We start from the raw sequence: 25,087 nt of genomic DNA, 5'->3' as shown, positions 1-25,087 counted from the left end.
AGCCGCATCCCGCGGCCATCGGGGTCGTTGGCACATACGTGCACGCATACGACGCCTCCTCCCGCGCCCCGTACACCCACCCGATCCCCGGCATGCGCCCGTCGTACGAACACGGGACGGCGCACACCACGGAGCACGGCTCGGCCACCCCGATCTATGACGCGCTGTACGCCGAGTACCGCCGCTCCTTCCGGGCACTGCCCGGGGACCGTACGGACGAGCCGGAGCTCCCGGAGGTGCTGCGCGGGGCCGGGGACTGGGGCGCGGCGGCGCCCGCCGGCCACTGGGAGGTCGTGAACCGGCAGCCCTACCACCGCCGGGGCCACGCACCGGCGCTGCCGCCGGCGCAGCGCGACACCCGGCCGCACGGACGCTGATCCGCCCGCGCGGCCCCGGGAGCCGCTACTTCTTCTTGCTGCGCTTCTCGCGCACCCGCACGGAGATGTGGATCGGCGTCCCGTCGAAGCTGAACTCCTCGCGCAGCCGGCGCTCGACGAAGCGGCGGTAGCCGGCCTCCAGGAAGCCGGAGGCGAAGAGGACGAAGCGCGGCGGCTTGGTGCCCGCCTGCGTGCCGAAGAGGATGCGGGGCTGCTTGCCGCCGCGGATCGGGTGCGGGTGCGAGGCGACGATCTCGCCGAGGAAGGCGTTCAGCCGCCCGGTGGGGATCCGGGTCTCCCAGCCGGCCAGCGCGGTCTCGATCGCCGGGACCAGCTTCTCCATGTGGCGGCCGGTGCGCGCGGAGACGTTCACCCGCATCGCCCACGGGATCTGCACGAGGTCCCGCTCGATCTCCCGCTCCAGGTAGAAGCGGCGCTCCTCGTCGAGGGTGTCCCACTTGTTGTAGGCGATGACCAGGGCGCGGCCGGCCTCGACGGCCATGGTGATGATGCGCTGGTCCTGGACGCTGATGGACTCGGACGCGTCGATCAGGACGACGGCGACCTCGGCCTTCTCCACGGCCGCCGCGGTGCGCAGCGAGGCGTAGTAGTCGGCGCCTTCCTGGAGGTGCACCCGGCGGCGGATACCGGCGGTGTCCACGAACTTCCAGGTCTTGCCGCCGAGTTCGATCATCTCGTCGACCGGGTCACGGGTGGTGCCGGCCACCTCGTTGACGACCACCCGCTCCTCGCCGGCGACCTTGTTCAGCAGCGACGACTTGCCCACGTTCGGGCGGCCGATCAGCGCGATCCGCCGGGGGCCGCCCAGCGCGGCGCCGAAGGTCTGCGCGGGCGCCTCGGGCAGGGCGTCCAGTGCGGCGTCGAGCATGTCGCCGGTGCCCCGGCCGTGGAGGGCGGAGACCGGGTGCGGCTCGCCGAGGCCGAGCGACCACAGCATGGCGGCGTCGGCCTCGCCCGACGGGCCGTCCACCTTGTTGGCGACCAGGACCACGGGCTTGCCGGCGCGGCGCAGCAGCTTGACGACGGCCTCGTCGGTGTCGGTCGCGCCGACCTTGGCGTCGACGACGAAGACCACCGCGTCGGCGGCCTCGATGGCGAACTCGGCCTGCATCGCCACGGAGGCGTCGATGCCGAGGACGTCCTGCTCCCAGCCGCCGGTGTCGACGACCTTGAAGCGGCGGCCGTTCCAGTCGGCCTCGTAGGTGACGCGGTCGCGGGTGACGCCCGGCCGGTCCTCGACGACCGCCTCACGGCGGCCGATGATGCGGTTCACCAGCGTCGACTTGCCGACGTTGGGGCGGCCGATGACGGCGAGGACGGGCAGCGGGCCGTGGCCGGCCGCGGCGATGTCGCCCCCGACCTCCTCCAGGTCGAAGCCCTCTTCCGCGGCGAGCTCCATGAACTCCGCGTACTCGGCGTCGCCAAGCGCACCGTGCTCGTCGCCGGTGGGGTTCTGGTCGTTCATGAAGTCCGTTCCTCGTTCATCATCGTGGTCGGTGGGCCGCTCGTCCGCGGCCCACTACTCAAGTGTGGGGTCAGCGCCCGGTCAGGCGCCGGGCCCGGTCCAGGTGGGCGGTCAGCCGCTCCTGGATCCGTACGGTCGCCTCGTCGAGCGCCTTACGGGTGCGCCGGCCGGTGCCCGCCTGCCGCCCGTCACCGGCGCCTTCCTGTGCCTCGAAGGCGTCACCGAAGACGACATCGACACGGGCGCGCAGCGGCGGTACGGCCGGGGTCAGCCGGCTGTGGCGGTCCGTGCTGCCGAGCACCGCCACCGGCACGACCGGGGCGCCGGAGCGCACCGCGAAGTACGCCAGGCCGGACCGCAGGGAGGCGAAGTCGCCCTCGCCCCGGGTGCCTTCCGGGAAGATCCCCAGCACCCCGCCGTTCTTCAGCACCCCGAGCGCGTCGGTGATCGCCTTGCGGTCGGCGGTGCTGCGGTCCACCTTCACCTGCCCGATGCCCCGCAGAAACGGGTCCAGCGGGCCGGCGAAGGCTTCCTTCTTGATCAGGAAGTGCACCGGCCGCGGCGCGGTGCCCATCAGCATCGGGCCGTCGATGCCGTGCGAGTGGTTGACGGCGAGGATCACCGGGCCGGCCGAGGGCACCCGCCAGGCGCCCAGCACCCGCGGCCGCCACAGCCCGTACATCAGGCCGATGCCGATCCGCCGGCCGACCGCGGCGCCTGCCGCGCTCGGCGCACTGCCGCTGTCGGTCACCGGGTGACCCGCCCCGCCTTCTCGGCGCCGGCGCCCTCGATGAGGGTGACCACGCACTCGATGACCTGCTCCAGGGTCAGCTCGGTGGTGTCCACCTCGACCGCGTCGTCCGCCTTGGCCAGCGGCGAGGTCTTCCGGCCGGAGTCGGCGGCGTCCCGCTTGATCAGCGCCTCGCGGGTGGCGGCCAGGTCGGTCGCCTGCGGGTCCTTGCCCTTGAGCTCGCCGCTGCGGCGGGCCGCCCGGGCCTCGGGGGAGGCGGTCAGGAAGATCTTGAGGTCGGCGTCCGGCAGGACGGTGATGCCGATGTCCCGGCCCTCGACGACGATGCCGTGCGGCGCCTCGGCGGCGATGGAGCGCTGGAGGTCGGTGATCAGCGCCCGCACCTCGGGAACGGCGCTCACGGCGCTGACCGCGGCGGTGACCTCCTGGGTGCGGATCGGGCCCGCGGCGTCCAGGCCGTCGACCGTGATGGTCGGGGCGGCCGGGTCGGTACCGGAGACGATCACGGGCTTGGCGGCGGCGTCGGCCACCGCGATCGCGTCATTGACGTCGATGCCGTTGTTCAGCATCCACCAGGTGATCGCGCGGTACTGGGCGCCGGTGTCGAGGTAGCCGAGGCCGAGCCCTGCGGCGACGGCCTTGGACGTGCTGGACTTGCCCGTGCCTGCGGGGCCGTCGATGGCGACAATCACTGCTGCCGGTGCGGTCCGAGCGGCGGTTTCCACGGTGACGAACACCTTTCTTGTACACGGGGCGGGGGTCCAAGGGCCATAAGGGCCTCGGACAAGGTTACTGGCTCACCCGCACCGCCCCGTCCACGGTCTCACTGCCGGATGGACCAGCCCCGCTCCCGCAGCTCCGCGGTCAGCACCGGCACGGCCTGCGGCTCGACCATGAGCTGGATGAAGCCCGCCTGCTGACCGGTGGCGTGCTCGATGCGGACGTCCTCGATGTTGACCCCCACCCGGCCGGCGTCGGCGAAGATCCGGGCCAGCTCACCGGGCTGGTCGCCGATGTGGACGGCGACGATCTCGTAGGTGGCCGGGGCGGCGCCGTGCTTGCCGGGCACCCGGTCCCGGCCGGCGTTGCCGCGGCGGAGCACGTCCTCGATGCCGAGGGCGCCGCCGCCGCGCTTCTCCTCGTCGGCGGACTCCAGGGCCCGCAGCGACCGCACGGTCTCGTCGAGATCGGCGGCGACCTCGGACAGCACATCGGCGACCGGGCCCGGGTTGGCGGACAGGATGTCGATCCACATCCCCGGGTCGGAGGCCGCGATCCGCGTCACATCCCGGATGCCCTGGCCGCAGAGGCGCACGGCGGTCTCGTCGGCGCCCTTGAGGCGGGCGGCGACGAGGCTGGAGAGCAGCTGGGGGGTGTGCGAGACCAGGGCGACGGCGCGGTCGTGCGCGTCCGCGTCCATCACGACCGGGACGGCCCGGCACAGCGCGACCAGCTCCAGCGCGAGATTGAGCACCTCGGTGTTGCCGTCGCGGGTGGGGGTGAGCACCCAGGGGCGGCCCTCGAAGAGATCGGCGGTGGCGGCCAGCGGGCCGGAGCGCTCCTTGCCGGCCATCGGGTGGGTGCCGAGGTAGCCGGACAGCTCGCAGCCCGACGCCTCCAGCTCACGGCGCGGGCCGCCCTTGACGCTGGCGACGTCGATGTACGCACGGGCCACGCCGCGCCGCATCGCCTCCGCCAGGGCCGAGGCGACATGGGCCGGCGGGACGGCCACGATCGCCAGATCGACCGGTGCCCCGGGGGCCTCGGCGGTGCCCGCGCCGAGCGCGGCGGCGGTGCGGGCCTGGGCCGGGTCGTGGTCCTCCAGGAAGACCTGCACGCCCCGTGCGTGCAGCGCGAGCGCGGCCGAGGTGCCGATCAGGCCCGTTCCGATGACGAGGGCGGTCCTCACTGCGCGATGTCCTTCCGCAACGCCCCGGCCGCGCCGAGGTAGACATGGGCGATCCCGGCCTTGGACAGGTCGGTCTCGACATGGGCGAGCACCCGCACCACGCGCTCCATGGCGCCGGTGATGTCCAGCTCCTGGGCGCAGATCAGCGGGACGTCCATGATGCCCAGGGCGCGTGCGGCGGCGGCCGGGAAGTCGCTGTGCAGATCGGGGGTGGCGGTGAACCACACGCTGATGAGGTCGTCCGCCAGCAGGCCGTTGCGCTCCAGGATGGCGGTGAGCAGCTCGCTGACCTGCTCCTGCATGTGCTGCGCGTCGTCCCGCTCCAGCTGGACGGCCCCGCGGACCGCTCGTACCGCCACGTCACTGCTCCCCTGCGTCCTGTGCCGCCGCACGCACCCGCGCGCGTCCCGATCAGCGTAACCAGCCGCACCCGCGGGGTCTATCTCGCACCCACCCCGCTCTTCTGGGGCTTCGAGAAGCCGCCCACCCATGTGGAGGGTCCGCGCGAGGAGGAGTTCTCCTGGGAGCTGGAACGCTTCTGCCAGCTGGGGCTGCGCGCGAACCCGACCGTCCTGGAGTGTCTGCACTCCCCCTTGGTGGAACGCGTCGACCCCGTCGGGCGGGAGCTGCTCGCGCTGCGCGAGGCGTTCCTGTCCCGGCAGGCCCACCGCACCTTCGCGGGCTACGCCACCGGCCAGCTCAAGCAGCTGCGGGCCGACGTCCGGCAGCACGGCGCGCCCCGCTGGAAGCACGCCATGCATCTGCTGCGACTGCTGGCCGCCTCGCGCGATCTGCTCCGTACGGGCGTGCTCACCCTGGACGTCGGCGAGGACCGGGAGGCGCTGCTGGCGGTCCGGCGCGGTGAGGTGGCCTGGGCCACGGTGGAGCGGCGGATGGCGCGGCTGTCCGAGGAGGCCGAGGCGGCGGTGTCCGGCTCGCCCCTGCCGGCCGAGCCGGACTCGGGCCGGGTGGCGGACTTCCTCTTCCGGGCCCGGCGGGCCTCCGCGCTGGGCTGAGGCGGGCCGCGGCCCCCGGTCGGACCCTCCTGGCCCGGCCGCCCGCCCTCGGCCCCTCCGGACGCCCCCAGCCTGCCGCCTGCCCGCTCAGCCCAGCCGGGCCCTGCTCCTTGGCCGCGATCAGCTCCGGCAGGTAGGCGGGTGCGGACAATTCGCCGGTCAGGGTGGGCAGATGGGGCTGCACCCGGCCGCCGGCCATGAGGTGGATGCCGGTGAGCAGCACCCGCAGCGTGTACAGCAGCGGCTTCAGCTCGCCGGTCTTCTCGAAGAGCCGCCACTGGGTCGTGGCGAAGCCGCGGTAGTGGTGGGCGTGGTGGGAGGTGAGCAGGCCCGGGGCCGGCGCGGTCAGTTCGGCGTGCACGGGGGTGGTGTGCACGACCAGCGGGGAGAGCAGCTGCTCCAGGACGTAGCCGTTGCGGCGCAGCAGGAGGCGGGCGAATTTCCGCAGGTCGTGCGAGACCAGATCCATTTCGACGCCGTCCCGCTCCCACATCAGGGTGCGGGTCTGCGCCGGCTCGTGCAGGCCGACGAGGGCGGCCGTGGGCAGCAGGTGGGCGCCGCGCAGATCGACGTCGGAGTCCCGGGACGCAAAGCCGTACAGATGCGCGCCGGAGACCGTCGCGAAGACCGGTGGATCGTGCTGTTCCGCCACCACGGCGCCCAGGTCGACGGCGCGCAGTCCGGCCGCCCGGAGGACGGCCGCCCGGAGGACGGCCTCCCGTGCCGTGCCGGAAGGGTTCTCACACATCCCAGGCCTCCCCCAGTGCCAGCAGTTCGTCGCGGTTCTCGATACGGGAGGACCACTCCTCGGGCCAGGCGCCGGCCCCCAGGTGGGCGCCCGCGAAGACGCCCGTGAGGCAGGCGATCGAGTCGGAGTCGCCGGAGGTGCAGGCGGCCCGGCGCAGCGCGGTGAGCGGCTCGTCGGGGAAGAGCAGGAAGCACAGCAGGCCGGTGGCCAGCGCCTCCTCGGCGATCCAGCCGGCGCCGGTGGCCAGGCAGGGGTCGGCCTCCCGGTCGGGTGCGCCGAGCGCGGCGTCCAGCCGGTCCAGGGCGCCGAGGCACTCGTCCCAGCCGGGCGTGAGGAAGGTCTGCGGGGAGGTGCCGTGGGCGCGCCGCCACAGGTCGCCGAGCCAGTCCTCCTGGTAGACGGTGCGCCGGTCCTGGGCGTACGCCCGCAGCAGGCCGGGCAGTTGGGCGGGCGGTGTGCCGTCGGCGAGGGCGCGTACGGCGCGGGCGGTCAGATCGCTCGCGGCCAGCGCGGTCGGGTGCCCGTGGGTCAGCGCGGACTGCAGCTGCGCGGCGCCGGAGCGCTGCTGCGGGCTCAGCCCCGGCGCGAGCCCGATCGGCGCGACCCGCATATTGGCGCCGCAGCCCTTGGAATCGGTCCGGGAGGCCGCGGCCCAGGGCCGGCCGGGATCGCTGAGCAGCTCGCAGGCCCGCAGGCAGGTGCCGCCGGGCGCGCGGTTGTTGTCGGGCGAGCGCCACCAGTCGACGTAGGCGGCACGCACCGGCCCGACGAGTTCCGCCGGCGTCAGCGGCCCGCGCGCCATGGCCGTACGCAGCCCGTGCCCCAGCGCCAGCGTCATCTGGGTGTCGTCGCTGACGAGGGCGGGGTCGGGCAGCGCCATCCGCCGCCACGGCCCGTATCTGGCCACGATCGCCGGCACCCCGCTGAACTCCGTCGGAAAGCCGAGCGCATCGCCCAGCGCCAGCCCGATCAGCGAGCCGGTAGCGGAAGCCCCCGTGGACACCATGAAAAGAACCACCCCTTAACGTCATGGTGACGTTAAGGGGTGGCGGGGCCGCGCCGCAAGGGAATTGGCGCCTGCGCGCAGCCCTGCGGCGGGCCCGGGAGCCTAGAGCTCCACCTCGCGCATCAGCATGCCGACCTCGGTGTTGGTCATCCGGCGCAGCCAGCCCGACTTCTGGTCGCCCAGCGCGATCGGGCCGAAGGCCGTGCGCACCAGCTTGTCGACCGGGAAGCCGGCCTCGGCCAGCATCCGGCGCACGATGTGCTTGCGGCCCTCGTGCAGGCTCACCTCGACGAGGTAGTTCTTGCCGGTGTTCTCCACGACCCGGAAGTGGTCGGCGCGGGCGTAGCCGTCCTCCAGCTGGATGCCCTCCTTGAGCTGCTTGCCCAGGTCACGCGGCAGCGGGCCCTGGATCGCGGCCAGGTAGGTCTTCTTGACGCCGTAGCGCGGGTGCGTCAGACGGTGGGCCAGCTCGCCGTGGTTGGTGAGCAGGATGATGCCCTCGGTCTCGGTGTCCAGCCGGCCGACGTGGAACAGCCGCGTCTCGCGGTTGGTGACGTAGTCGCCCAGGCACTGGCGGCCGTCGGGGTCCTCCATCGTGGAGACGACACCGGCCGGCTTGTTCAGCGCGAAGAAGAGGTAGGACTGGGTGGCGACCGTCAGGCCGTCGACCTTGATCTCGTCCTTCTCCGGGTCGACCCGGACGCCCTGCTCCATGACGATCTGGCCGTTGACCTCGACCCGCGCCTGGTCGATCAGCTCCTCGCAGGCCCGGCGTGAGCCCATACCGGCCCTGGCCAGCACCTTCTGCAGCCGCTCGCCCTCCTGCTCGCCGAAGGTCTTGGGGGTCTTGACCTGCGGCTTGCTGTGGCGGGCGCGGTTGCGCTCCTCCACCTGGGCGTCGTACTCACGGGGGCGTGCGGGCGCCTGGCCCCGGCCGCGCGGGGCGCCGCCCTTGCCGCCCGGGCGGGCACCCTTGGACGCCGCACCGGTACGGGGGCCGCCCTTGGCGCCGCCACGGGCCGCCGCGCCCCGGCTGCCGCTGCTCTTGGCAGCGCCGCTCTTGGGACCGCCGCTCTTGGCGCCGCCGCCGGTGCGCTCGTCCTTGCGGCCCGAGGAGCCGCCGGAACCACCGGAGCCGCCGGAGCCGCCGGAGCCGCCCACGTCGTAGCGGCGCTCCTCGGGACGGGGGCGGCCCGCGCGCTGCTGCTTGTCGTCCCGCTTTCCTCCAGCCTTCGGCCGGGCGGGGCTTCCCTCGGCTCCGCGGTGGTCGCCCCGCCCGCTGTCCCTGCTGTTCCTGCCGCTGCTTCGCATCAATGATCCGTCTGAGAGTCGCCGCTGTCGTCTACGTCGAACGACGGGATACCTTCCGGGGAGTCGCCCTCGACCGCTTCCGCCTCCGGGAGGAAGGGTGCGAGCTCAGGGAGCTCGTCCAGGCCGCGCAGGCCCATCCGCTCCAGAAAGTAATTCGTCGTCCTGTACAGGATCGCACCTGTTTCAGGTTCCGTCCCCGCCTCCTCCACCAGGCCGCGCTGGAGGAGCGTGCGCATCACACCGTCACAGTTCACGCCGCGTACGGCCGAGACTCGGGAACGGCTGACCGGCTGACGGTACGCGACCACGGCCAGAGTCTCCAATGCGGCCTGGGTGAGACGGGCCTGCTGCCCGTCCAGAACGAAGCTCTCCACCGCGTCCGCATACTCGGCGCGGGAGGAGAAGCGCCAGCCGCCGGCGACCAGCCGGAGGTCGAAACCGCGCCCCTGGCGGGTGTAGTCGTCGGACAGCTCGCGCAGCGCCAGCGCCACCGCACGGCGGGGCCGCTGGAGCACCCTGGCCAGGTGCTCCTCGGTCGCGGGCTCGTCGACGACCATGAGGACGGCCTCCAGCGCGGGCTTCAGCGCCAGCCCGTCGACGCCCGGCGCCCCGGCCGGCGCCCCGGGCTCACCGTCCGTCCCGGTCCGCGGGTGCGCACCCGCCTCCGTGACGTCGTACGCCTCACCACCGGTCACACCGCTCATGCCTGTTCCTCCTCCGCCTGCTCCGCGGGCTCTTCCGCGTCGGCCCGCTGCCCCGGCTCCCGGTCGAACTCGTCCGTGACGCGCGGCGCGGCCCCCTCGGTGCCCGTCCAGCGGACCAGCAGCTCGCCCAGGGCCTCCTCCTGCTCCAGGGCCACCACCCGCTCCCGGTAGAGCTCCAGCAGGGCCAGGAAGCGCGCCACGACGGTGAGGGTGTCCGGTGCGTCGGCGACCAGCTTGCCGAAGCTGGCCTCGCCCGCCTCCCGCAGCCACGCCATCACCACCTCGGCCTGCTCGCGCACGCTCACCAGCGGCGCGTGGATGTGGTCGACATAGACCTGCGGTCTGGCCTTGGGCTGCATCGCCTTCACCGCCAGCTGGGCGAAGCCCTCCGCGCCGATGCTGATGACGACCTCGGGCAGCAGCTCGGCGAGGTGCGGCTCCAGCCCGACCGTACGGGGATACCGCCGGCTCTCGTCCGCCAGCCGGCCGCTGAAGATGTCCGCGATCCGCTTGTAGGCGCGGTACTGCAGCAGCCGGGCGAAGAGCAGGTCACGGGCCTCCAGCAGCGCCAGGTCCGCCTCGTCCTCCACCTCGGCCACGGGCAGCAGCCGGGCCGCCTTGAGGTCCAGCAGGGTCGCCGCGACGACCAGGAACTCGGTGGTCTGGTCCAGGTCCCAGTCCGGCCCCATGGCGCGGATGTGCGCCATGAAGTCGTCGGTGACCTTCGACAGGGCGACCTCGGTGACATCCAGCTTGTGTCGGGAGATCAGCTGCAACAGGAGGTCGAAGGGGCCCTCGAAGTTGTCCAGCCGGAGGGTGAAGGTGCCCTCGCCGCCTCTGCCGCCGTCCGCCGGCGCGGCCACGGCGGAACCGGCCTGCGGGATCTCTTCCGCCGCGACGGCCGCCGGAGCCGGGATGCGGGCGGCGTCCTCGGACCGCGCCGGCGTCTCGGGTGCCACCGGCTCCGTCGCTGCCTCGGCCGGCCCGGGCCCGAGTGATCTGCGGGCGCGGGGCCGGGGGGCGTCGTCGTGGGTCGTCGGCATCGCGGTCCATGCTGCGGAGGTCCCGCGCCGGGGGCGACGGGCTGGTCACGGGCGGGACACCCCGCCGAGTGGGCAGGTTATCCCGTATCCGCCCTAACGCCCGCGCAGCCGCCGCACCAGGATGCTGGCGTCGCCGCGCGACTCCAGGTCGGCGAGGACGACGGCGACCGCCTCGCGGACGATCCGGCCGCGGTCGACGGCGAGGCCGTGCTCGCCGCGCAGCACCAGCCGGGCATGTTCGAGGTCCATGAGCTCCTCAGCGGAGACATAGACGGTGATCTTCTCGTCGTGCCGTTCCCGGCCGCTGGGGCGGCGGTTGGCGCCACGGCCGCCACCGCGCCGGCGGCCCTGGCCGCCGGCCTGCTGCGCGGCCGCCGCCGCGTCCGTCCCGGCCTGACCCCGGTGGTTCCTGGCCGCGTCGCCGTCCGTCTCGCGGCCGCTGTGCTCGGCCGGCGCGCCCACGGCGGGCACCCGCGGCGGGGTGGCAGGTCCGCCGTCACCGGCCGTGGCCGCGGGGGTGTCCGCGCCGGTTCCGGGCCGGCGCGGGCGGACCGCGGTGGCCGCCTCCGGCCCGTCCGCCGCCGGATCGGGTTCGCCGGCCGGTGCGGGCACGCGGGGCGCCTCGCCGGGCGCCGCCGAGCCGTTCGCCGGCCGGCGGGGGCTGGAGGGCTGCAGCCCCACTCCCCCAGTGGTACGGAACAGTTCGTCGGCTCCCGGAAGACTCACTCGGCGTGACACCGGGCGAGCACCTCCCTGGCGAGCTGGCGATAGGCGGCGGCCCCGACGGAGTTGGAGGCGTAGGTGGTGATCGGCTCGCCCGCGACGGTGGTCTCGGGGAAGCGGACCGTACGGCCGATGACGGTGTGGTAGACGTGATCGTCGAAGGCCTCGACGACGCGCGCCAGGACCTCACGGCTGTGGACGGTGCGGGAGTCGTACATCGTCGCCAGGATGCCGTCCAGCTCCAGCTCGGGGTTGAGCCGCTCCTGCACCTTCTCGATCGTCTCGGTGAGCAGCGCGACACCACGCAGCGCGAAGAACTCGCACTCCAGCGGCACGATGACCTTGTGAGCCGCCGTCAGGGCGTTCACCGTGAGCAGGCCGAGGGAGGGCTGGCAGTCGATGACGATGTAGTCGTAGTCGGCCAGCAGCGGCTTCAGCGCGCGCTGCAGGGTCGACTCGCGCGCGACCTCGCTGACCAACTGCACCTCTGCCGCTGACAAATCGATATTGCTGGGCAGCAGGTCCATGTTGGGGACCGCGGTCTTCAGGAGCACCTCGTCGGCCGACATCCCCCGCTCCATGAGCAGGTTGTAGACCGTCAGGTCGAGCTCCATCGGGTTGACGCCGAGTCCGACCGACAGGGCACCCTGCGGGTCGAAGTCGACGAGCAGCACCCGTCGGCCGTATTCGGCGAGCGCGGCACCCAGGTTGATGGTCGAGGTGGTCTTGCCGACCCCGCCCTTCTGGTTGCACATCGCGATGATTTTGGCCGGGCCGTGGTCCGACAGCGGTCCGGGGATGGGGAAGTAAGGGAGCGGGCGTCCGGTCGGGCCGACGCGTTCGCGGCGCTGTCGCGCGGCGTCCGGCGCGAGCGTCGCGGCGTATTCGGGGTCCGGCTCGTACTCCGCGTCCGGATCGTAGAAGTGCCCCTGGGGCAGGTCGTAGTCGGCGAGACGGGCGGGTTCTCCACTGCCCCGGTCGCCGGCCATGGCGTTCACGTGATGGCCGTCCATGCTCTGGTGGGCTGTCGTGGAAATGCTCTGGTGGGCTGCGGAGGTGTGGACCGCGACGGAGCCGACAGCCTCGCGCCCCGAGGGACCCTGGCCCCGTGCAACCACTCCTGGTTGACCACCTCCGGGAGAAAATGTCGACTCATTCACAAGTCGTCTTACCTCCTTGGATGTGACCAGGAAACTTTATCGATAGGTCAGCGTGGCACCATGCCGACGGTTGGCGACTCTATGGCGTGTCGGGCGTCCGCAGCAACACAATCCACCGGACCCGGCACGATGTGTCGGTAACCGGACCCCCCGATGTCAAGGGCGCAGGCGGTATCGCACCGATGTTTTGGGGGTGCGCGAATCGGTTAAAGGGTTACGTTCGCGGCGAGTTGAGAGCAGGCGTTCCGGAACGCATGATTCCGCTGGTCGGACATGCGACCGGCCGGGCCCTGTGACCAGGACCCGGCCGGATGTGCGGCGTTGACGCGTGTCGTTGACGCCTCAGCCGAGGAGGGTGCGCAGCTCGATGTGCTCCAGGTCGTGCGCCTCGGCGACCGGGCCGTAGACGACCTTGCCGTCGTGCGTGTTCAGGCCCTTGGCCAGCGCCGGGTCACGGCGCAGCGCCTCGACCCAGCCACGGTTCGCCAGCTCCACGATGTAGGGCAGCGTGGCGTTGGTGAGCGCGTAGGTGGAGGTGTTCGGCACCGCGCCGGGCATGTTGGCGACGCAGTAGAAGACCGAGTTGTGGACCGGGAAGGTCGGCTCGGCGTGCGTGGTGGGACGCGAGTCCTCGAAGCAGCCGCCCTGGTCGATCGCGATGTCGACAAGAACACTTCCGGGCTTCATCTTCGCGACGAGCTCGTTGGTGACCAGCTTGGGGGCCTTGGCACCGGGGATCAGGACGGCACCGACGACGAGGTCGGCCTCGACGACGGCCTTCTCCAGCTCGTAGGCGTTGGAGACGATCGTCTGCACCTTGGTGCCGAAGATCTTGTCGGCCTCGCGGAGCTTGTTGATGTCCTTGTCGAGCAGGGTGACGTGGAAGCCGAGGCCCACGGCGATCTGCAGCGCGTTCCAGCCGGAGACGCCACCGCCGATGATGACGGCCTTGCCCGCGGCGACACCGGGGACACCGCCGGGCAGCACACCGCGGCCGCCGGCCTGGCGCATCAGGTGGTAGGCACCGACCTGCGGGGCGATACGGCCCGCGACCTCGGACATCGGGGCCAGCAGCGGCAGCTGGCGGCCGGCGGTCTCGACGGTCTCGTAGGCGATGGCGGTGGTGCCGGACTCCAGCAGCGCGTCCGTGCACTCCCGGGACGCGGCCAGGTGCAGGTAGGTGAAGAGCGTCTGGTCCTTGCGGAGGCGGTGGTACTCCTCCGCGATCGGCTCCTTGACCTTCAGCAGCAGGTCAGCGGTGCCCCAGACCTCATCGGCGGTGTCGAGGATGCCGGCGCCGGCGGCGACGTACTCCTCGTTCGTGATGGACGACCCGAGACCGGCGTCCTTCTCGATGAAGACCTGGTGGCCGTGGCGGACGAGTTCGTGGACTCCGGCGGGCGTGATGGCCACGCGGAACTCGTTGTTCTTGACCTCGCGGGGGATGCCGACCTTCACGTCGATCACGGTCCTTGAAAGAGAGGGTGCGGGAGGAATTATCCCCTCATGCGCTGCATGACGGAACTGACCGCGCCGTACGCGGCCCAGCCAGTCTATTGAAGGAGCTCATCTTGTCTAGCCTTGCAAAGCATTAATCTTTCGGAGTAGCACTACCGATTTCGTAGGTCACTCGGGGTAATCTTCGAGGAGTCGTTCTCCCACGGAGCGGTGCAGGCGTGCCGCCGCGGGATCGCCGAGCCGCTCGAGGGTGTCCGCGATCCGCAGCTGCAGTGCCGCCTCCAGCCGTCCGTCGTCCGCCTTTCGGGCGAGATCGAGGGCCTCCAGGCAGGTCCGCAGCGCCTCCTCGGGCCGCCCCGCGTACTCCCGCACCCGGGCCATCTCCCCCGTCGCCCGCGCCTGACCGGACACCTCACCGAGCCGGCGGAAGGTCCGGGCAGCCGCCCGCCAGGACGTGAGCGCCTCGTCCCAACGGCCCGCGCAGGAGTGCGCGCCGCCGATCCGGCCGTACAGCCGCGCCGCGTCGGCGCCCTCGCCGCGGGCCAGCCGCAGCTCCAGCGCCCGGCCGTACCAGTCGGCGGCCCGCTGCCAGTCGCCCAGCTCGGTGTACGTGCAGCCCAGGGACTCCAGCGCGCGGCCGGTGGCCACCGGGTCCGGCACCGAGCGGGCCGCCTCCAGCGCCTGCCGGTAGCGGGTGAGCGCCTGTGCGGTACGGCCCGCCCGGCCGTCCAGGTCGGCGAGGTTGAGCAGCGCGGCGGCCCGCTCCCGGGCCAGCCCGCGCCGTTCGGCGACCCGCAGGACGAGCCCGTGCAGCGCGTAGAGGTCCGGCGCGGCGGCCTCGGGGCCCTGGTGCGCGAGCAGCGTGCGGGTCAGCGCGGCCATCAACCGCCGGTCCAGGGTGTCGAGTTCGCCGTCCGCGACGGCCATCGCGGCGGCGTCGAGCAGCGCGCCGCGGCGGCTGTGCAGCCAGTGCGCGGCCGCCGCCTTCGAGGCGAAGCGCAGGGAGCGCGGCAGCCCGGCAACCTTCTTCCGGGCGGGCGAGTCGGCCGGCTCCCCCATGGCACGGCAGGACTGCAGCAGCCGTACGGTCCGCTCCAGCATCCGGGCGCGGGCCAGCTGGACCTCCGCCGGGCGCTCGTGTTCCGGCAGAGTTGCGCGCACCAGCGGATCGAGGCAGCCGGGCAGGCGGTACGGGGGGTGCATGGCGGCATCGGGCGTACGGGTGCCCGCGGATCCGCTGCCCTCGGCCTGCGGTGCGGCGAGCGGGCGCAGCAGGCCGAGGGCGGCGAAGTCGTCCAGGGTCGTGGCGGCCGCGGCCACCGAGCAGCCGGCCAGCGCGGAGGCGATGTGGGCGTCCACCAGGCCGCCCGGCGCCAGGGTGAGCAGCCGCAGTATCCGGGCGGCGGGCGCCGGCAGCGCGTCATGGGCGAGCCGGAAGGCGCGGCACAGCGGGCGGACGCCGGTGGGCAGGTCCTCGGGCAGTGCGATGTCGTGCAGCGCCTGGCGCAGATCGGCGACCGAGGACATGGGGCGGGCGGCGAGCCAGGCACCGGCCAGCACCAGGGCGGCGGGCTGGCCGCCGCACTCCTCCACGACGCTGTCGGCGGTCCGGGGGTCGACGGTGATCCGGGTCGGCCCGGCGTACCGGCTGAGGATCTCGACGCCGGCCGCGCTGTCCAGCCCGCCCAGGGCACACGGCCGGACGTCCGGAATGCCGGTCAGCGGGCCCTGGGAGACCACCACGACCAGGCAGTCCGGGGCGTCCGGGAGCAGCGGTTCGACCTGTTCGGCACCGGGGGCGTCGTCCAGGAAGAGCAGGGCGCTGCGCCCGGCGAGCGCCCCGCGCAGCTGCGCGGTCAGCTCGTCCTCGGCGGCGCCCGGCGGGGCCTCGGCGCCCAGGGCGGCCAGCAGCTCACGGGCGGTACGGCCGGTGTCGGCCGGTTCGCCGCCCGGCCCGGTCAGCGTGGCCCGCAGCACCCCGTCGGGGTGGTCGCCGGCCAGCTCGCGCAGCAGCTGCTCGGCCAGGGCCGTCCGCCCGGAACCGGGGCGGCCGGCGATCAGCAGGACCCGGCTGCGGGTGCCCTTGCGGCCGGAGAGGGTGTCCAGGCCGGCCCGGGCGATGTCGGCGTGCAGCTCCTTGAGTTCACGGCGGCGCCCGGCGAAGTGCGGGGCGGCGGCCCCGGCGGCGGGGGCGGCGGGGCGGGCGGCGGCGCCCTCCGGGCGGGCTCCCGGGGCGCGCCTGCCGGGTGCCGGCGCGGCCGGCGCCTCCCCCGTCTCCGGCAGGAAGGGTCCCCCGCCCACCGCCTGGTCCGTCACCGGTCACGCTCCCGTCCACCTGCGCGTACGAGTCCGCCGCTGGGGCGCGGACGGCACGCTGCCGAGGGTAGTTCACGGCCCGTCACGTCCGGTGCGGAGCAGGGCGGTTGCGTCACCCGATCGGATCGGCGGATCATCCGACAGACCTGCGGCGCGCGGGGGCGGCCCGGCGGCTCAGCCCTCGAAGGGACGGGCCGGCCACGGCGCGTCGGCGGGGCGGAGCGCGTCCAGGCCGGCGCCTCCCCGGGCCGCGGTGAGCGCCAGCACCCCCACGACGAGGCAGTTGTTGTGCAGTTCACCGGCGAGCGCCCCGCGCACCAGCTCCTCCTGCGGCACCCGCGCCAGCTCCATGTCGGCCTCCTCCTCGGAGACCTCGAAGCGCTCCCCCTCCGCCTCGGACAGCCCGCGGGCGAGGAAGATCCGTACGGCCTCGTCGCAGCCGCCGGGCGTGGTGTAGACATCGGTCAGCACCCGCCAGTCGCCGGCCTTGACGTGCGCCTCCTCGTACAGCTCGCGCTGCGCCGCGTGCAGCGGGTTCTCGCCGGGGACGTCGAGCAGCCCGGCGGGGATCTCCCACAGCTTCTGGCGTACGGGGTGGCGGTACTGGCGCAGGACCAGCACGCGGCCCTCGTCGTCGAGCGCGACCACGGCCACGGAACCGGGGTGGACCTGGTAGTCCCGCGAGACGGTGGACCCGTCCGGCATGACGACCTGGTCGGTGCGCACGCTGGTCTTGTTCCCGGTGAACGGCGTCGTGGTCGCGGTGACCGTCCACTCCTCGGGGGTGTCCTTGATCGCCATGGCGCGTCCTCCTGTATATGCCTCTACAGCGCAGAAACCGGGGTACGGCCTCGAAGAACGAGGCCGTACCCCGGCAACCGTATCCGTCGCGGTGCGGCTACTTCGCCGCGCCCGTCTTGCGCGCGACCGCGGCCTTCACCAGTCCGGCGAAGAGCGGGTGCGGGCGGGTCGGGCGGGAGCGCAGCTCGGGGTGCGCCTGGGTGGCGACGAGGTAGGGGTGCACCTCGCGCGGGTACTCGACGTACTCGACGAGCTTGTTGTCCGGAGAGGTGCCGGAGAACTGCAGCCCGGCCTTCTTCTCCAGCTCACCGCGGTAGGCGTTGTTGACCTCGTAGCGGTGGCGGTGGCGCTCCTCGACGTAGGGCTGGTCGTCGTAGACCTCACGGACGATCGAGCCCTCGGCGAGCTTGGCCGGGTACATGCCCAGTCGCATCGTGCCGCCCATATCGCCCTCACCGGCGACGATGTCCATCTGCTCGGCCATCGTGGAGATGACCGGGTCGGCCGCGGCCGGGTCGAACTCGGTGGAGTTCGCGCCCTCGATGCCGGCGAGGTTGCGGGCCGCCTCGATGACCACGCACTGCAGGCCCAGGCACAGGCCGAGCAGCGGGAGCTTGTTCTCCCGGGCGTAGGTGATCGCGCCGACCTTGCCGTCCACGCCACGGTCGCCGAAGCCGCCGGGGATGCAGACCGCGTCACAGTCCGCGAGCTGCTGGGCGGCGCCGGCCGGGGTCTTGCAGTCGTCGGAGGTGACCCACTTCAGCTTCACCCGGGTCTTGTTCGCGAAGCCGCCGGCCCGCAGCGCCTCGGTGACCGAGAGATAGGCGTCCGGCAGGTCGATGTACTTGCCGACCAGCGCGACCCTGACCTCGTGGTCGGGGTTGTGGACGCGGTCCAGCAGGTCCTCCCACTGGGTCCAGTTCACATCGCGGAACGGCAGGTCCAGCTTCCGTACGACATAGGCGTCCAGGCCCTCGGTGTGCAGGACCTTGGGGATGTCGTAGATCGACGGGGCGTCGATCGCGGCGACGACCGCGGCCTCGTCGACGTCGCACATCAGCGAGATCTTGCGCTTGATGGCGGTGGGGACCTCGCGGTCGGCGCGCAGCACGATGGCGTCGGGCTGGATACCGATGTTGCGCAGCGCCGCGACCGAGTGCTGGGTCGGCTTGGTCTTCAGCTCACCGGACGGGCCGATGTAGGGGAGCAGCGAGATGTGCACGACGAAGACGTTGTCCCGGCCGACCTCGTGGCGGACCTGGCGGACGGTCTCCAGGAACGGCAGCGACTCGATGTCGCCGACGGTGCCGCCGACCTCGGTGATGACGACGTCGACGTCCTCGGTCGCCATCCGCCGGATGCGGTGCTTGATCTCGTTGGTGATGTGCGGGATGACCTGCACGGTGTCACCGAGGTACTCGCCGCGCCGCTCCTTGGCGATCACGGTGTTGTAGACCTGGCCGGTGGTGACGTTCGCGGAGCCGTCGAGGTCGACGTCGAGGAACCGCTCGTAGTGGCCGATGTCCAGGTCGGTCTCGGCACCGTCATTGGTGACGAAGACCTCACCGTGCTGGAACGGGTTCATCGTTCCCGGGTCGACGTTCAGATACGGGTCGAGCTTCTGCATCGTGACCCGCAGGCCGCGCGCCTTGAGAAGGGCACCCAGGCTGGAGGCGGTGAGCCCCTTGCCGAGAGAGGAGGCGACGCCCCCGGTGACGAAGAGGTGCTTGGTCGTCGTGGATTTGGGCGGCATGGCCAAGAGGGGGCTCCCGTGGTCGCGAGGTGGAGAGGTGCGAAGCGGCGCCGGCCTGGGGTTTCAGGGGTGCCTCGCTGCGGCTCGGGGGTGCCTTCACCACTGCCGTGACGTCTCTGGGCGGCCCACCGGTCCACGGGGTACCAGGCTATCAGCGACCAGGGGTGGTCGCGCCCGGCCGGAGGGGGATTCCGTGCGGCGGCGGCACCGATGCCGCGGTCACGTGACGGAGGCCACCCGTTCGGACCATGTTCCTCGTCGCGAGGGTCGCGCGGATCACCCACGTGCGTCGTATCCTGCTCGGACACTCGCTACGAGCCGTCCGGGAAGGCACCACCCCCGCCGCCCGATTTCCGGTCCCGCTGCTCGGCGACGTTTCATGGGCAGGACGGACAATCACAACGTCCCATGGGGGGCGTGACTCCAGTTCGACGGGAGACGCACGTGGCCGGGCGCATCGAGGACTACGCACTTATCGGCGATATGCAAACCGCCGCTCTAGTGTGCCGGGACGGCACGGTGGACTGGCTGTGCCTGCCCCGCTTCGACTCGCCGGCGGTCTTTGCCGGGCTGCTGGGTACCGAGGAGCACGGTTTCTGGCGGATGGGGCCGGTCAACGGGCCCGGGGGCCGCCCGGTGCCGGCCGACCGCCGGCGCTACCGGGGCGATTCGCTGGTGCTGGAATCGGAGTGGGACACCCCGCGCGGCACGGTCCGGGTGATCGACTTCATGCCGCCGCGCGATGGCGCGCCGCAGCTGATCCGCATCGTGGAGGGCGTCAGCGGCCGGGTGCCGATGCGCTCGGAACTGCGGATGCGCTTCTCCTACGGCTGGGTCGTGCCGTGGGTGCACAAGGTGGACAGCCGTACCGTCGCGGTCGCGGGCCCCGATTCGGTGTGGCTGGACACCGAGGCGGAGACCTACGGCAAGAATCTGACGACGTTCTCCGACTTCACGGTCTCGCCGGGTGAGCGGATCGCGTTCACGATCAGCTGGGAGCCGTCGCACAAGAAGCCGCCGGCCGTGGCGGACCCGGAGGGGTCGCTGGAGGCCACCGAGGAGTTCTGGCGCGAGTGGGTCGAGCACTGCACGTACCACGGCCCCTACCGCGACGCGGTGGTGCGTTCGCTGATCACGCTCAAGGCGCTGACCTACGCGCCGACCGGCGGGATCGTGGCGGCGCCGACGACCTCGCTGCCGGAGTGCCTGGGCGGGGTGCGCAACTGGGACTACCGCTTCACCTGGCTGCGGGACGCGGCGATCACCCTGTCCTCCCTGCTGCGCACCGGCTACCGCGAAGAGGCCCGGGCCTGGCGGGAGTGGCTGCTGCGGGCGGTGGCCGGTGACCCGGAGAACCTCCAGATCATGTACGGCATCGCCGGTGAGCGGGAGTTGGGCGAGAACGAGCTCAACTGGCTTCCGGGGTACGAGAATTCCCGTCCGGTACGGGTCGGCAACGGCGCCGCGGGGCAGCTCCAGCTCGATGTCTACGGCGAGGTCACCGAGGCGCTGCACCTGGCGCACATGACGGGGCTGGCCCGTAACGACTACGCCTCGCTGCTCCAGCTCAAGCTGATCCAGTGGGTGGAGAAGCACTGGGACGAGCCGGACGAGGGCATCTGGGAGGTCCGTGGTCCGCGCCGGCACTTCGTGCACTCCAAGGTCATGACCTGGGTCGCGGTCGACCGCACGGTCAAGCTGATCGAGTCCGGGGACGTCGACGGTCCGCTGGAGCGCTGGAGGGACCTGCGCGAGACCATCCACCGGGACGTCTGCGAGAACGGCTACGACAAGGAACGCAACACCTTCACCCAGTCCTACGGCTCGCAGGAGCTGGACGCCTCGCTGCTGCTGATCCCGCAGATGGGCTTTCTGCCGCCGGACGACAAGCGCGTCATCGGCACCATCGAGGCGATTCAGCGGGAGCTGTCCACCCCGGACGGCTTCGTGCTGCGCTACCCGACGTCCGGCGCGGACGATCTCGGGGTGGACGGCCTGGAGGGCGAGGAAGGGGCCTTCCTGGCGTGCTCGTTCTGGCTCGCCGACGACCTCGCGATGATCGGCCGGGTGGACGAGGCCCGCAAGCTCTTCGAGAAGCTGCTCTCGCTCCGCAACGACCTGGGCCTGCTCGCGGAGGAGTGGGACCCCAAGGCCCAGCGGCAGGTGGGCAACTTCCCGCAGGCGTTCAGCCACGTTCCGCTGATCGACACCGCGCTGCGGCTGACGGCCAGCGGGGCGTACGGAGGCTAGCGCCCCTTCGGGGCGCCAGCCTCCCGGCGTTCTTGGGTGCCACTCGGTTTCCGGGTGGCACCTCTCCTTGTCAGAAGGGGGTCAGAGTGAGGGTGATCTCCGTCGGGGCGGGGTCCTCGATGTAGGAGGCGAAGCCGCCGACGTCGTCGAAGGCGAAGCCGTAGGCCTTGCCGTCGCGGGTCGCGGCGTGCATGGCCTTGGCGTAGTGGTTGGTCAGCGGCCGCTGGTAGAAGGCGGCCGGGTCGGTGGTGGGCTGGCTCGCGTGTCCGGCGAGGGTGGAGCGATTGAGAGCGGCGCCCAGGACGGCGGCGACGGGGCCGAGCACCCCGTCGTTGGGGGCGGCCAGGGTGCCGTCGCAGAAGAGGACGTCGCGGGTGGAGGGCTTGCCGAAGGAGACCGTGCGGGGGCCGGTGAAGGTCAGGGTGGTGCCGCGGGTCCGGCCGGTGAAGGTGCCCGCGCCGGTGGTGACGGTCAGGTCCTTGTTCCCGTAGGCGGCCCAGGCCTCGTCGATGGCCGGGGCGAGACGGTCCCGGTCGAACAGTCCGCTGTCGAGGCCGTGTCCGGGGGCGATGACCCGTTTGTCATCGATCACCAGGCGTGCGAAGCCCTCGGCCTGCCGGAGTGCGGCGAAGACCGCGGCGCGGGCGCCGTCCTTGAGCGTGCCGGTGGTCTGCTGCCGGGCTCCGGTGAGTGTGAGCGCGAGCGGCACGCTGAACATGTCGACCATGGTGGTGTTGCAGTACATTCCGCCGGCGTGGAACGTGAACTCGGCGCAGTCGTGCACCACTCCGTAGTTGGGGTCGCCGGCCACCCAGCCCGCCGGGTAGGCGAGCGCGGGTCTACCGTCGCCGTCCTGGACCGCCTTGAGCTTCAGCTTGCCGCCCAGTGCGGTGTAGATCCGGCCGGACATCGGGGGGAGCCGGAGGGTGGTGGTGCCGCTCGCGGCGAGCGGGATGGCGTAGTCGGTGAAGCCGTCCGGCCCGTTGTCGGCCAGGGCGACGGGCCGCAGCGCACCGTCCGGGGTGACGTGCACCTGCTGGGTGCCGTCGTTGCCGACGACATAGACCCGGACCGAGGAGTTGGCGAAGGCTCCGGAGTGGTTGACGAGGTGCAGGGGGATTCCGTCGGCGGACGGGGCGGAGCCGCCGGCCGGGGCGGGGGCGCCGAGGGCGTGGCCGGCTCGGCCGAGGCCGAGGCCGGCGGCTGCGCCGGCGGTGAGTCCGCCGAGCAGGCGGCGACGGGTGATCATGAGACCACTCCTGGGCGGAACTGCGTGCTCATGACATTCTCTCCTCGATGTGGTGGGGGGTGGTGAGGAGTTCCGTGGAGCGTGAGCGCGGTGCGGAGTTCCGCACGGGAAGTTCCCGGCCGGTGCGGGCCCGGGGTGGCCGGGGGCATGACACGGGGTGCGAGCGCCGGGTGAGAGCGCTCTCACATCCTTCGCGGTGAACCCTGCCGACCCGACGGCCGCCCGTCAAGTCACCGCGTGATAAAAGGAGTTGGATGAGGTCTCAGCCGAACGGCCCCCGGCCGACGCTGGAGGCGGTCGCGGCGGTCGCCGGGGTCTCCCGCGCCACGGCGTCCCGCGTGATCAACGGCGGCGCGGGCGTGCGGCCCGTCGTCCAGGAACGGGTCCACCGGGCGGTGGCCGAGCTCGGTTACGTACCGAACAGCGCGGCCCGCTCCCTGGTCACCCGCCGCACCGGCGCGGTCGCCGTGATCATCGCCGAGCCGGAGAGCCGGGTCTTCAGCGACCCGTTCTTCGGGCGCCAACTACGCGGCATCAGCCGGGCGCTGGCCGGTGCCGACACCCAGCTCCTGCTGATGTTCGTCGAGGGCCCCGCCGACCACGACCGCATCGGCCGCTGGCTGTCGGCCGGGCACGTCGACGGGGCGCTGATGTTCTCCCTGCACCGCGACGATCCGCTGCCCGCCCTCGCCGAGCGCGCCGGCCTGCCCACCGTCTACGGCGGCCGGCCGGACTGGGCGGGCGCCGGCCGCACACCGCGGCCGCTGTACGTCGACACCGACAACCGCGGCGGCGCCCGTCAGGCCGTACGCCATCTCCTGGGCCGCGGCCGCCGCCGGATCGCGGTGATCACCGGGCCGCTCGACCAGGCCTCGGCGGTGGACCGTCTCGACGGCTACCGCGACGCGCTGGGCACGGCCGAGCCGGATCCGCGGCTGATCGCGGACGGGGGGTTCACCGCGCACGGCGGCGAGCGGGCGATGGCCGCGCTCCTGCGGGCCGCACCGGATCTGGACGCCGTCTTCGCCTGCTCCGACCTCATGGCGAACGGGGCGCTGCGCACGCTGCGGGCGCACGGGCGGCGGGTGCCGGACGACGTGGCGGTGGTGGGCTTCGACGATCTGGAGCCGGCGGCCTGGGCGGATCCGCCGCTGACGACGGTGCGGCAGGACGTGGAGGAGATGGGGCGGCTGATGGCGCAGTTGCTGCTGCGGCTGCTGGACCGGGAGAAGGCGGGCACGGCGGAGGGGCCGGACGCGGCGGAGCCGGCGCCGATCATCACCGAGGCACGGCTGGTGGTGCGGGAGTCGACGTGAGGGGCGGGGCCCCCACCCGGGCACACGCCCCCGTGACACCGGACCTCCCCGCTCCGGAAAGCGGACTGCGGGTACCGTTCCTGGCCATGGGGCCGGAAGCGAAGAGGGAGACCGAGATCACGGTGCGCAGGGCGCTCGAGCTGCCCGCGCTGCGCCGCGGCCTGCCGGAGGTACTGGCCGGCGGCGACCGGCTGGACCGTCCGGTGCGCTGGGTGCACGCGGGCGAGGTCCCGCACATCGCCTCGCTGCTCAAGGGCGGCGAGCTGCTGCTGACCACCGGCCTGGGGCTGGGTGCCCGGCCCTCCGAGCAGCGTGCCTTCATCCGCAAGCTCGCGGACCGCGAGATCGCCGCCCTCGTCGTGGAGCTGGGCTCGCGCTTCGCCTCGCTGCCCACCGCCCTGGTCGAGGCCGCTCGGGACTGCGGGCTGCCGCTGATCCAGCTGCACCGCGAGGTCGCGTACGTCACGGTCACCGAGGCGATCCACACCGAGATCGTCAACAGCCACTACGCGATGCTGCGGCGCGCCGACGAGGTCCTGCGGCGCTGCACCGACGTGCTGCTGCGCGGCGGCGGTGCCCCGGAGGTGCTGCGACTGCTGGCCGGCTTCACCGGCAACCCGCTCTGCCTGGAGGCCCCCGACGGCAGCCCGCTGTACGCGGCGGGGCCGGAGGGGGAGGACGGCCCGGCGGACGCCGATCCGCTGCTGGCCTGGGAGGGGCTGCGCGACACCGGCGCCCGCATCGATGTCCCCGGTGGCGGCCACGGCCCCGACGCGGTCCGTGCCCGGCTCGTCCTGCTGCCCGTCAACACCCCGCTGGCGCCGGTGCACCGCATCGCCGCCGAACGCGCCGCCGACCTCCTCGCCGTCGTCATGCTCCAGTCCCGCCAGGAGGAGGTGCTCGCCGCCCGGGGCCGCGGTGACTTCCTCGCCGATCTGGCGGAGGGCCGCATCACCGCGGCCGAGGCGCCCGCACAGGCCCGCCTGCTGGGTTTCCGCCCCGGTACCGACCCGGTCCTCCCGGTGGTGATGCGGCTGCCCACGGGCCTGCCGTCCCCCGGCAGCTGGGCGCTGCTCGCCCAGGCCCTGCGCGAGGAACTGGCCGGCCCCGGGGTGCCGGTGCTGCTCGGCGTACGTCCCGTGGAGAGCCGGGTCCCGGTGCTCGTCGCGCTGCGCACCGGCCAGGACCGTGCGGCGCTCGCCGACCGGATCGCCGAGGCCCTGCACGCCGGCGTGGTCCGCGCCGGCCTGGACCGGCCGGCCGCGCACCGCCCGGTGGTCGTCGTCGGCACACCGGGCGACTGGGCGGCCGCCGGCCCCGGTCTGCGGCACGCGGCACAGGCGGCGGCCGCGGCCCAGGGACTGCCGGAGGCGCCCTGGTACGACGCGCGCCGGCTGGACATCGAGCTGCTGCTGTGGCGGATGCGCGAACACGGCGAGCAGGGCGTCCTCACCGACTTCGTGGAGCGCGCCATCGGGCCGCTGCTCGCGCACGACCGCGGCGCCCGCCAGCCGCTGCTGCCGACGCTGGAGGCCTATCTGGCCAGCGCGGGCCGCAAGGCGGAAACCGCCCGCGATCTGAACGTGAACCGGCAGACGCTGTACGACCGGCTGGCCCGCATCGCCCAGCTGCTCGGCACGGACCTGGACGATCCGCAGACGGTCCTGGGCCTGCGGCTGGCCCTGCGCGCCAGACGCCACACGGACTAGG

The 25,087-nt window shown here is 72.9% G+C and carries 21 protein-coding genes and 1 pseudogene; 5 read left to right on the top strand and 17 right to left on the bottom strand.

Features of this window, described 5'->3' with window-relative positions:
• The first annotated feature begins 38 nt into the window (after nucleotides 1–38).
• Nucleotides 39–377 carry a hypothetical protein gene (locus tag OIU81_RS28970; protein WP_329152476.1) on the top strand — a complete coding sequence of 113 codons (339 nt, stop codon included), beginning with the start codon at nucleotides 39–41 and terminating at the stop codon, nucleotides 375–377.
• 25 nt (nucleotides 378–402) lie between these two features.
• Here the strand turns inward: OIU81_RS28970 and der are convergent, their stop codons facing one another.
• The 5 genes from der to aroH all read right to left on the bottom strand — a co-directional run bounded on the left by der (nucleotide 403) and on the right by aroH (nucleotide 4,882).
• Nucleotides 403–1,863 carry a ribosome biogenesis GTPase Der gene (gene der / locus OIU81_RS28965; protein WP_329152474.1) on the bottom strand — a complete coding sequence of 487 codons (1,461 nt, stop codon included), beginning with the start codon at nucleotides 1,861–1,863 and terminating at the stop codon, nucleotides 403–405.
• A 70-nt stretch (nucleotides 1,864–1,933) separates the two neighbouring features.
• Nucleotides 1,934–2,614, bottom strand: coding sequence for a lysophospholipid acyltransferase family protein (locus OIU81_RS28960; RefSeq protein ID WP_329152471.1), 681 nt, complete (start codon nucleotides 2,612–2,614; stop codon nucleotides 1,934–1,936).
• On the bottom strand, nucleotides 2,611–3,351 hold the full coding sequence (gene cmk, locus OIU81_RS28955; protein WP_329152470.1) for a (d)CMP kinase: 741 nt from the start codon (nucleotides 3,349–3,351) through the stop codon (nucleotides 2,611–2,613). Before cmk ends, OIU81_RS28960 begins: the two co-directional genes overlap by 4 nt.
• A gap of 86 nt (nucleotides 3,352–3,437) precedes the next feature.
• Nucleotides 3,438–4,523 (bottom strand): prephenate dehydrogenase, encoded by a 1,086-nt coding sequence (locus OIU81_RS28950; RefSeq protein ID WP_329152468.1) that lies wholly within the window; start codon nucleotides 4,521–4,523, stop codon nucleotides 3,438–3,440.
• A complete protein-coding gene (aroH, locus tag OIU81_RS28945) occupies nucleotides 4,520–4,882 on the bottom strand; it encodes a chorismate mutase (protein ID WP_329152466.1) in 363 nt (120 codons plus the stop codon). The genes OIU81_RS28950 and aroH overlap by 4 nt, the downstream gene beginning before the upstream one ends.
• Between aroH and OIU81_RS28940 the strand changes: the two are divergent.
• Nucleotides 4,826–5,320: pseudogene (locus OIU81_RS28940) on the top strand (nucleotidyltransferase domain-containing protein); the annotation flags it as partial. The gene aroH and the pseudogene OIU81_RS28940 sit on opposite strands and share 57 nt — an antisense overlap.
• Before the next feature lie 13 nt (nucleotides 5,321–5,333).
• Here the strand turns inward: OIU81_RS28940 and OIU81_RS28935 are convergent.
• From OIU81_RS28935 to OIU81_RS28885, 11 genes are all read right to left on the bottom strand, one after another.
• Nucleotides 5,334–6,287, bottom strand: coding sequence for a nucleotidyltransferase domain-containing protein (locus OIU81_RS28935; RefSeq protein WP_329152464.1), 954 nt, complete (start codon nucleotides 6,285–6,287; stop codon nucleotides 5,334–5,336).
• A complete protein-coding gene (locus tag OIU81_RS28930) occupies nucleotides 6,280–7,293 on the bottom strand; it encodes an ADP-ribosylglycohydrolase family protein (RefSeq protein ID WP_329152462.1) in 1,014 nt (337 codons plus the stop codon). Before OIU81_RS28930 ends, OIU81_RS28935 begins: the two co-directional genes overlap by 8 nt.
• Before the next feature lie 102 nt (nucleotides 7,294–7,395).
• A complete protein-coding gene (locus OIU81_RS28925) occupies nucleotides 7,396–8,604 on the bottom strand; it encodes a pseudouridine synthase (RefSeq protein ID WP_329152460.1) in 1,209 nt (402 codons plus the stop codon).
• On the bottom strand, nucleotides 8,604–9,308 hold the full coding sequence (gene scpB / locus OIU81_RS28920) for an SMC-Scp complex subunit ScpB (protein WP_329152458.1): 705 nt from the start codon (nucleotides 9,306–9,308) through the stop codon (nucleotides 8,604–8,606). Before scpB ends, OIU81_RS28925 begins: the two co-directional genes overlap by 1 nt.
• Nucleotides 9,305–10,351 carry a segregation and condensation protein A gene (locus tag OIU81_RS28915; protein WP_329152456.1) on the bottom strand — a complete coding sequence of 349 codons (1,047 nt, stop codon included), beginning with the start codon at nucleotides 10,349–10,351 and terminating at the stop codon, nucleotides 9,305–9,307. Before OIU81_RS28915 ends, scpB begins: the two co-directional genes overlap by 4 nt.
• Nucleotides 10,352–10,444: 93 nt before the next feature.
• Nucleotides 10,445–11,077, bottom strand: a complete 633-nt coding sequence (locus OIU81_RS28910) for a hypothetical protein (protein WP_329152454.1) — start codon at nucleotides 11,075–11,077, stop codon at nucleotides 10,445–10,447.
• The gene (locus OIU81_RS28905) at nucleotides 11,074–12,087 is read right to left on the bottom strand and encodes a ParA family protein (RefSeq protein WP_443074060.1); all 1,014 of its coding nucleotides are present in this window, start codon (nucleotides 12,085–12,087) and stop codon (nucleotides 11,074–11,076) included. The genes OIU81_RS28910 and OIU81_RS28905 overlap by 4 nt, the downstream gene beginning before the upstream one ends.
• A gap of 489 nt (nucleotides 12,088–12,576) precedes the next feature.
• On the bottom strand, nucleotides 12,577–13,692 hold the full coding sequence (ald, locus tag OIU81_RS28900; RefSeq protein ID WP_329155437.1) for an alanine dehydrogenase: 1,116 nt from the start codon (nucleotides 13,690–13,692) through the stop codon (nucleotides 12,577–12,579).
• A gap of 168 nt (nucleotides 13,693–13,860) precedes the next feature.
• The gene (locus OIU81_RS28895) at nucleotides 13,861–16,008 is read right to left on the bottom strand and encodes a tetratricopeptide repeat protein (protein WP_329152452.1); all 2,148 of its coding nucleotides are present in this window, start codon (nucleotides 16,006–16,008) and stop codon (nucleotides 13,861–13,863) included.
• Between the two features lie 174 nt (nucleotides 16,009–16,182).
• Nucleotides 16,183–16,809 (bottom strand): NUDIX hydrolase, encoded by a 627-nt coding sequence (locus tag OIU81_RS28890; protein ID WP_329152451.1) that lies wholly within the window; start codon nucleotides 16,807–16,809, stop codon nucleotides 16,183–16,185.
• Between the two features lie 97 nt (nucleotides 16,810–16,906).
• A complete protein-coding gene (locus tag OIU81_RS28885; protein ID WP_329152449.1) occupies nucleotides 16,907–18,562 on the bottom strand; it encodes a CTP synthase in 1,656 nt (551 codons plus the stop codon).
• Nucleotides 18,563–18,970: 408 nt separating this feature from the next.
• Between OIU81_RS28885 and OIU81_RS28880 the strand changes: the two genes are divergently transcribed.
• The gene (locus OIU81_RS28880; RefSeq protein WP_443074059.1) at nucleotides 18,971–20,812 is read left to right on the top strand and encodes a glycoside hydrolase family 15 protein; all 1,842 of its coding nucleotides are present in this window, start codon (nucleotides 18,971–18,973) and stop codon (nucleotides 20,810–20,812) included.
• A 70-nt stretch (nucleotides 20,813–20,882) separates the two neighbouring features.
• On the opposite strand, the gene OIU81_RS28875 is transcribed toward OIU81_RS28880, so the two are convergent.
• Nucleotides 20,883–22,061 (bottom strand): beta-1,3-glucanase family protein, encoded by a 1,179-nt coding sequence (locus OIU81_RS28875; RefSeq protein WP_329152447.1) that lies wholly within the window; start codon nucleotides 22,059–22,061, stop codon nucleotides 20,883–20,885.
• A gap of 254 nt (nucleotides 22,062–22,315) precedes the next feature.
• Here OIU81_RS28875 and OIU81_RS28870 point away from each other — a divergent pair, with 254 nt between their 5' ends.
• Both OIU81_RS28870 and OIU81_RS28865 read left to right on the top strand, forming a co-directional pair.
• On the top strand, nucleotides 22,316–23,377 hold the full coding sequence (locus OIU81_RS28870) for a LacI family DNA-binding transcriptional regulator (RefSeq protein WP_329152445.1): 1,062 nt from the start codon (nucleotides 22,316–22,318) through the stop codon (nucleotides 23,375–23,377).
• 86 nt (nucleotides 23,378–23,463) lie between these two features.
• Entirely contained in the window at nucleotides 23,464–25,086 is a 1,623-nt protein-coding gene (locus tag OIU81_RS28865) for a PucR family transcriptional regulator (protein WP_329152443.1), read from the top strand.
• Nucleotide 25,087 lies beyond the last annotated feature (1 nt).

The organism is Streptomyces sp. NBC_01454, from assembly GCF_036227565.1.
GTDB lineage: Bacteria > Actinomycetota > Actinomycetes > Streptomycetales > Streptomycetaceae > Streptomyces.
The sequence above is the reverse complement of the archived record's forward strand: the minus strand, read 5'-3'. Positions and strand labels throughout refer to the sequence as shown.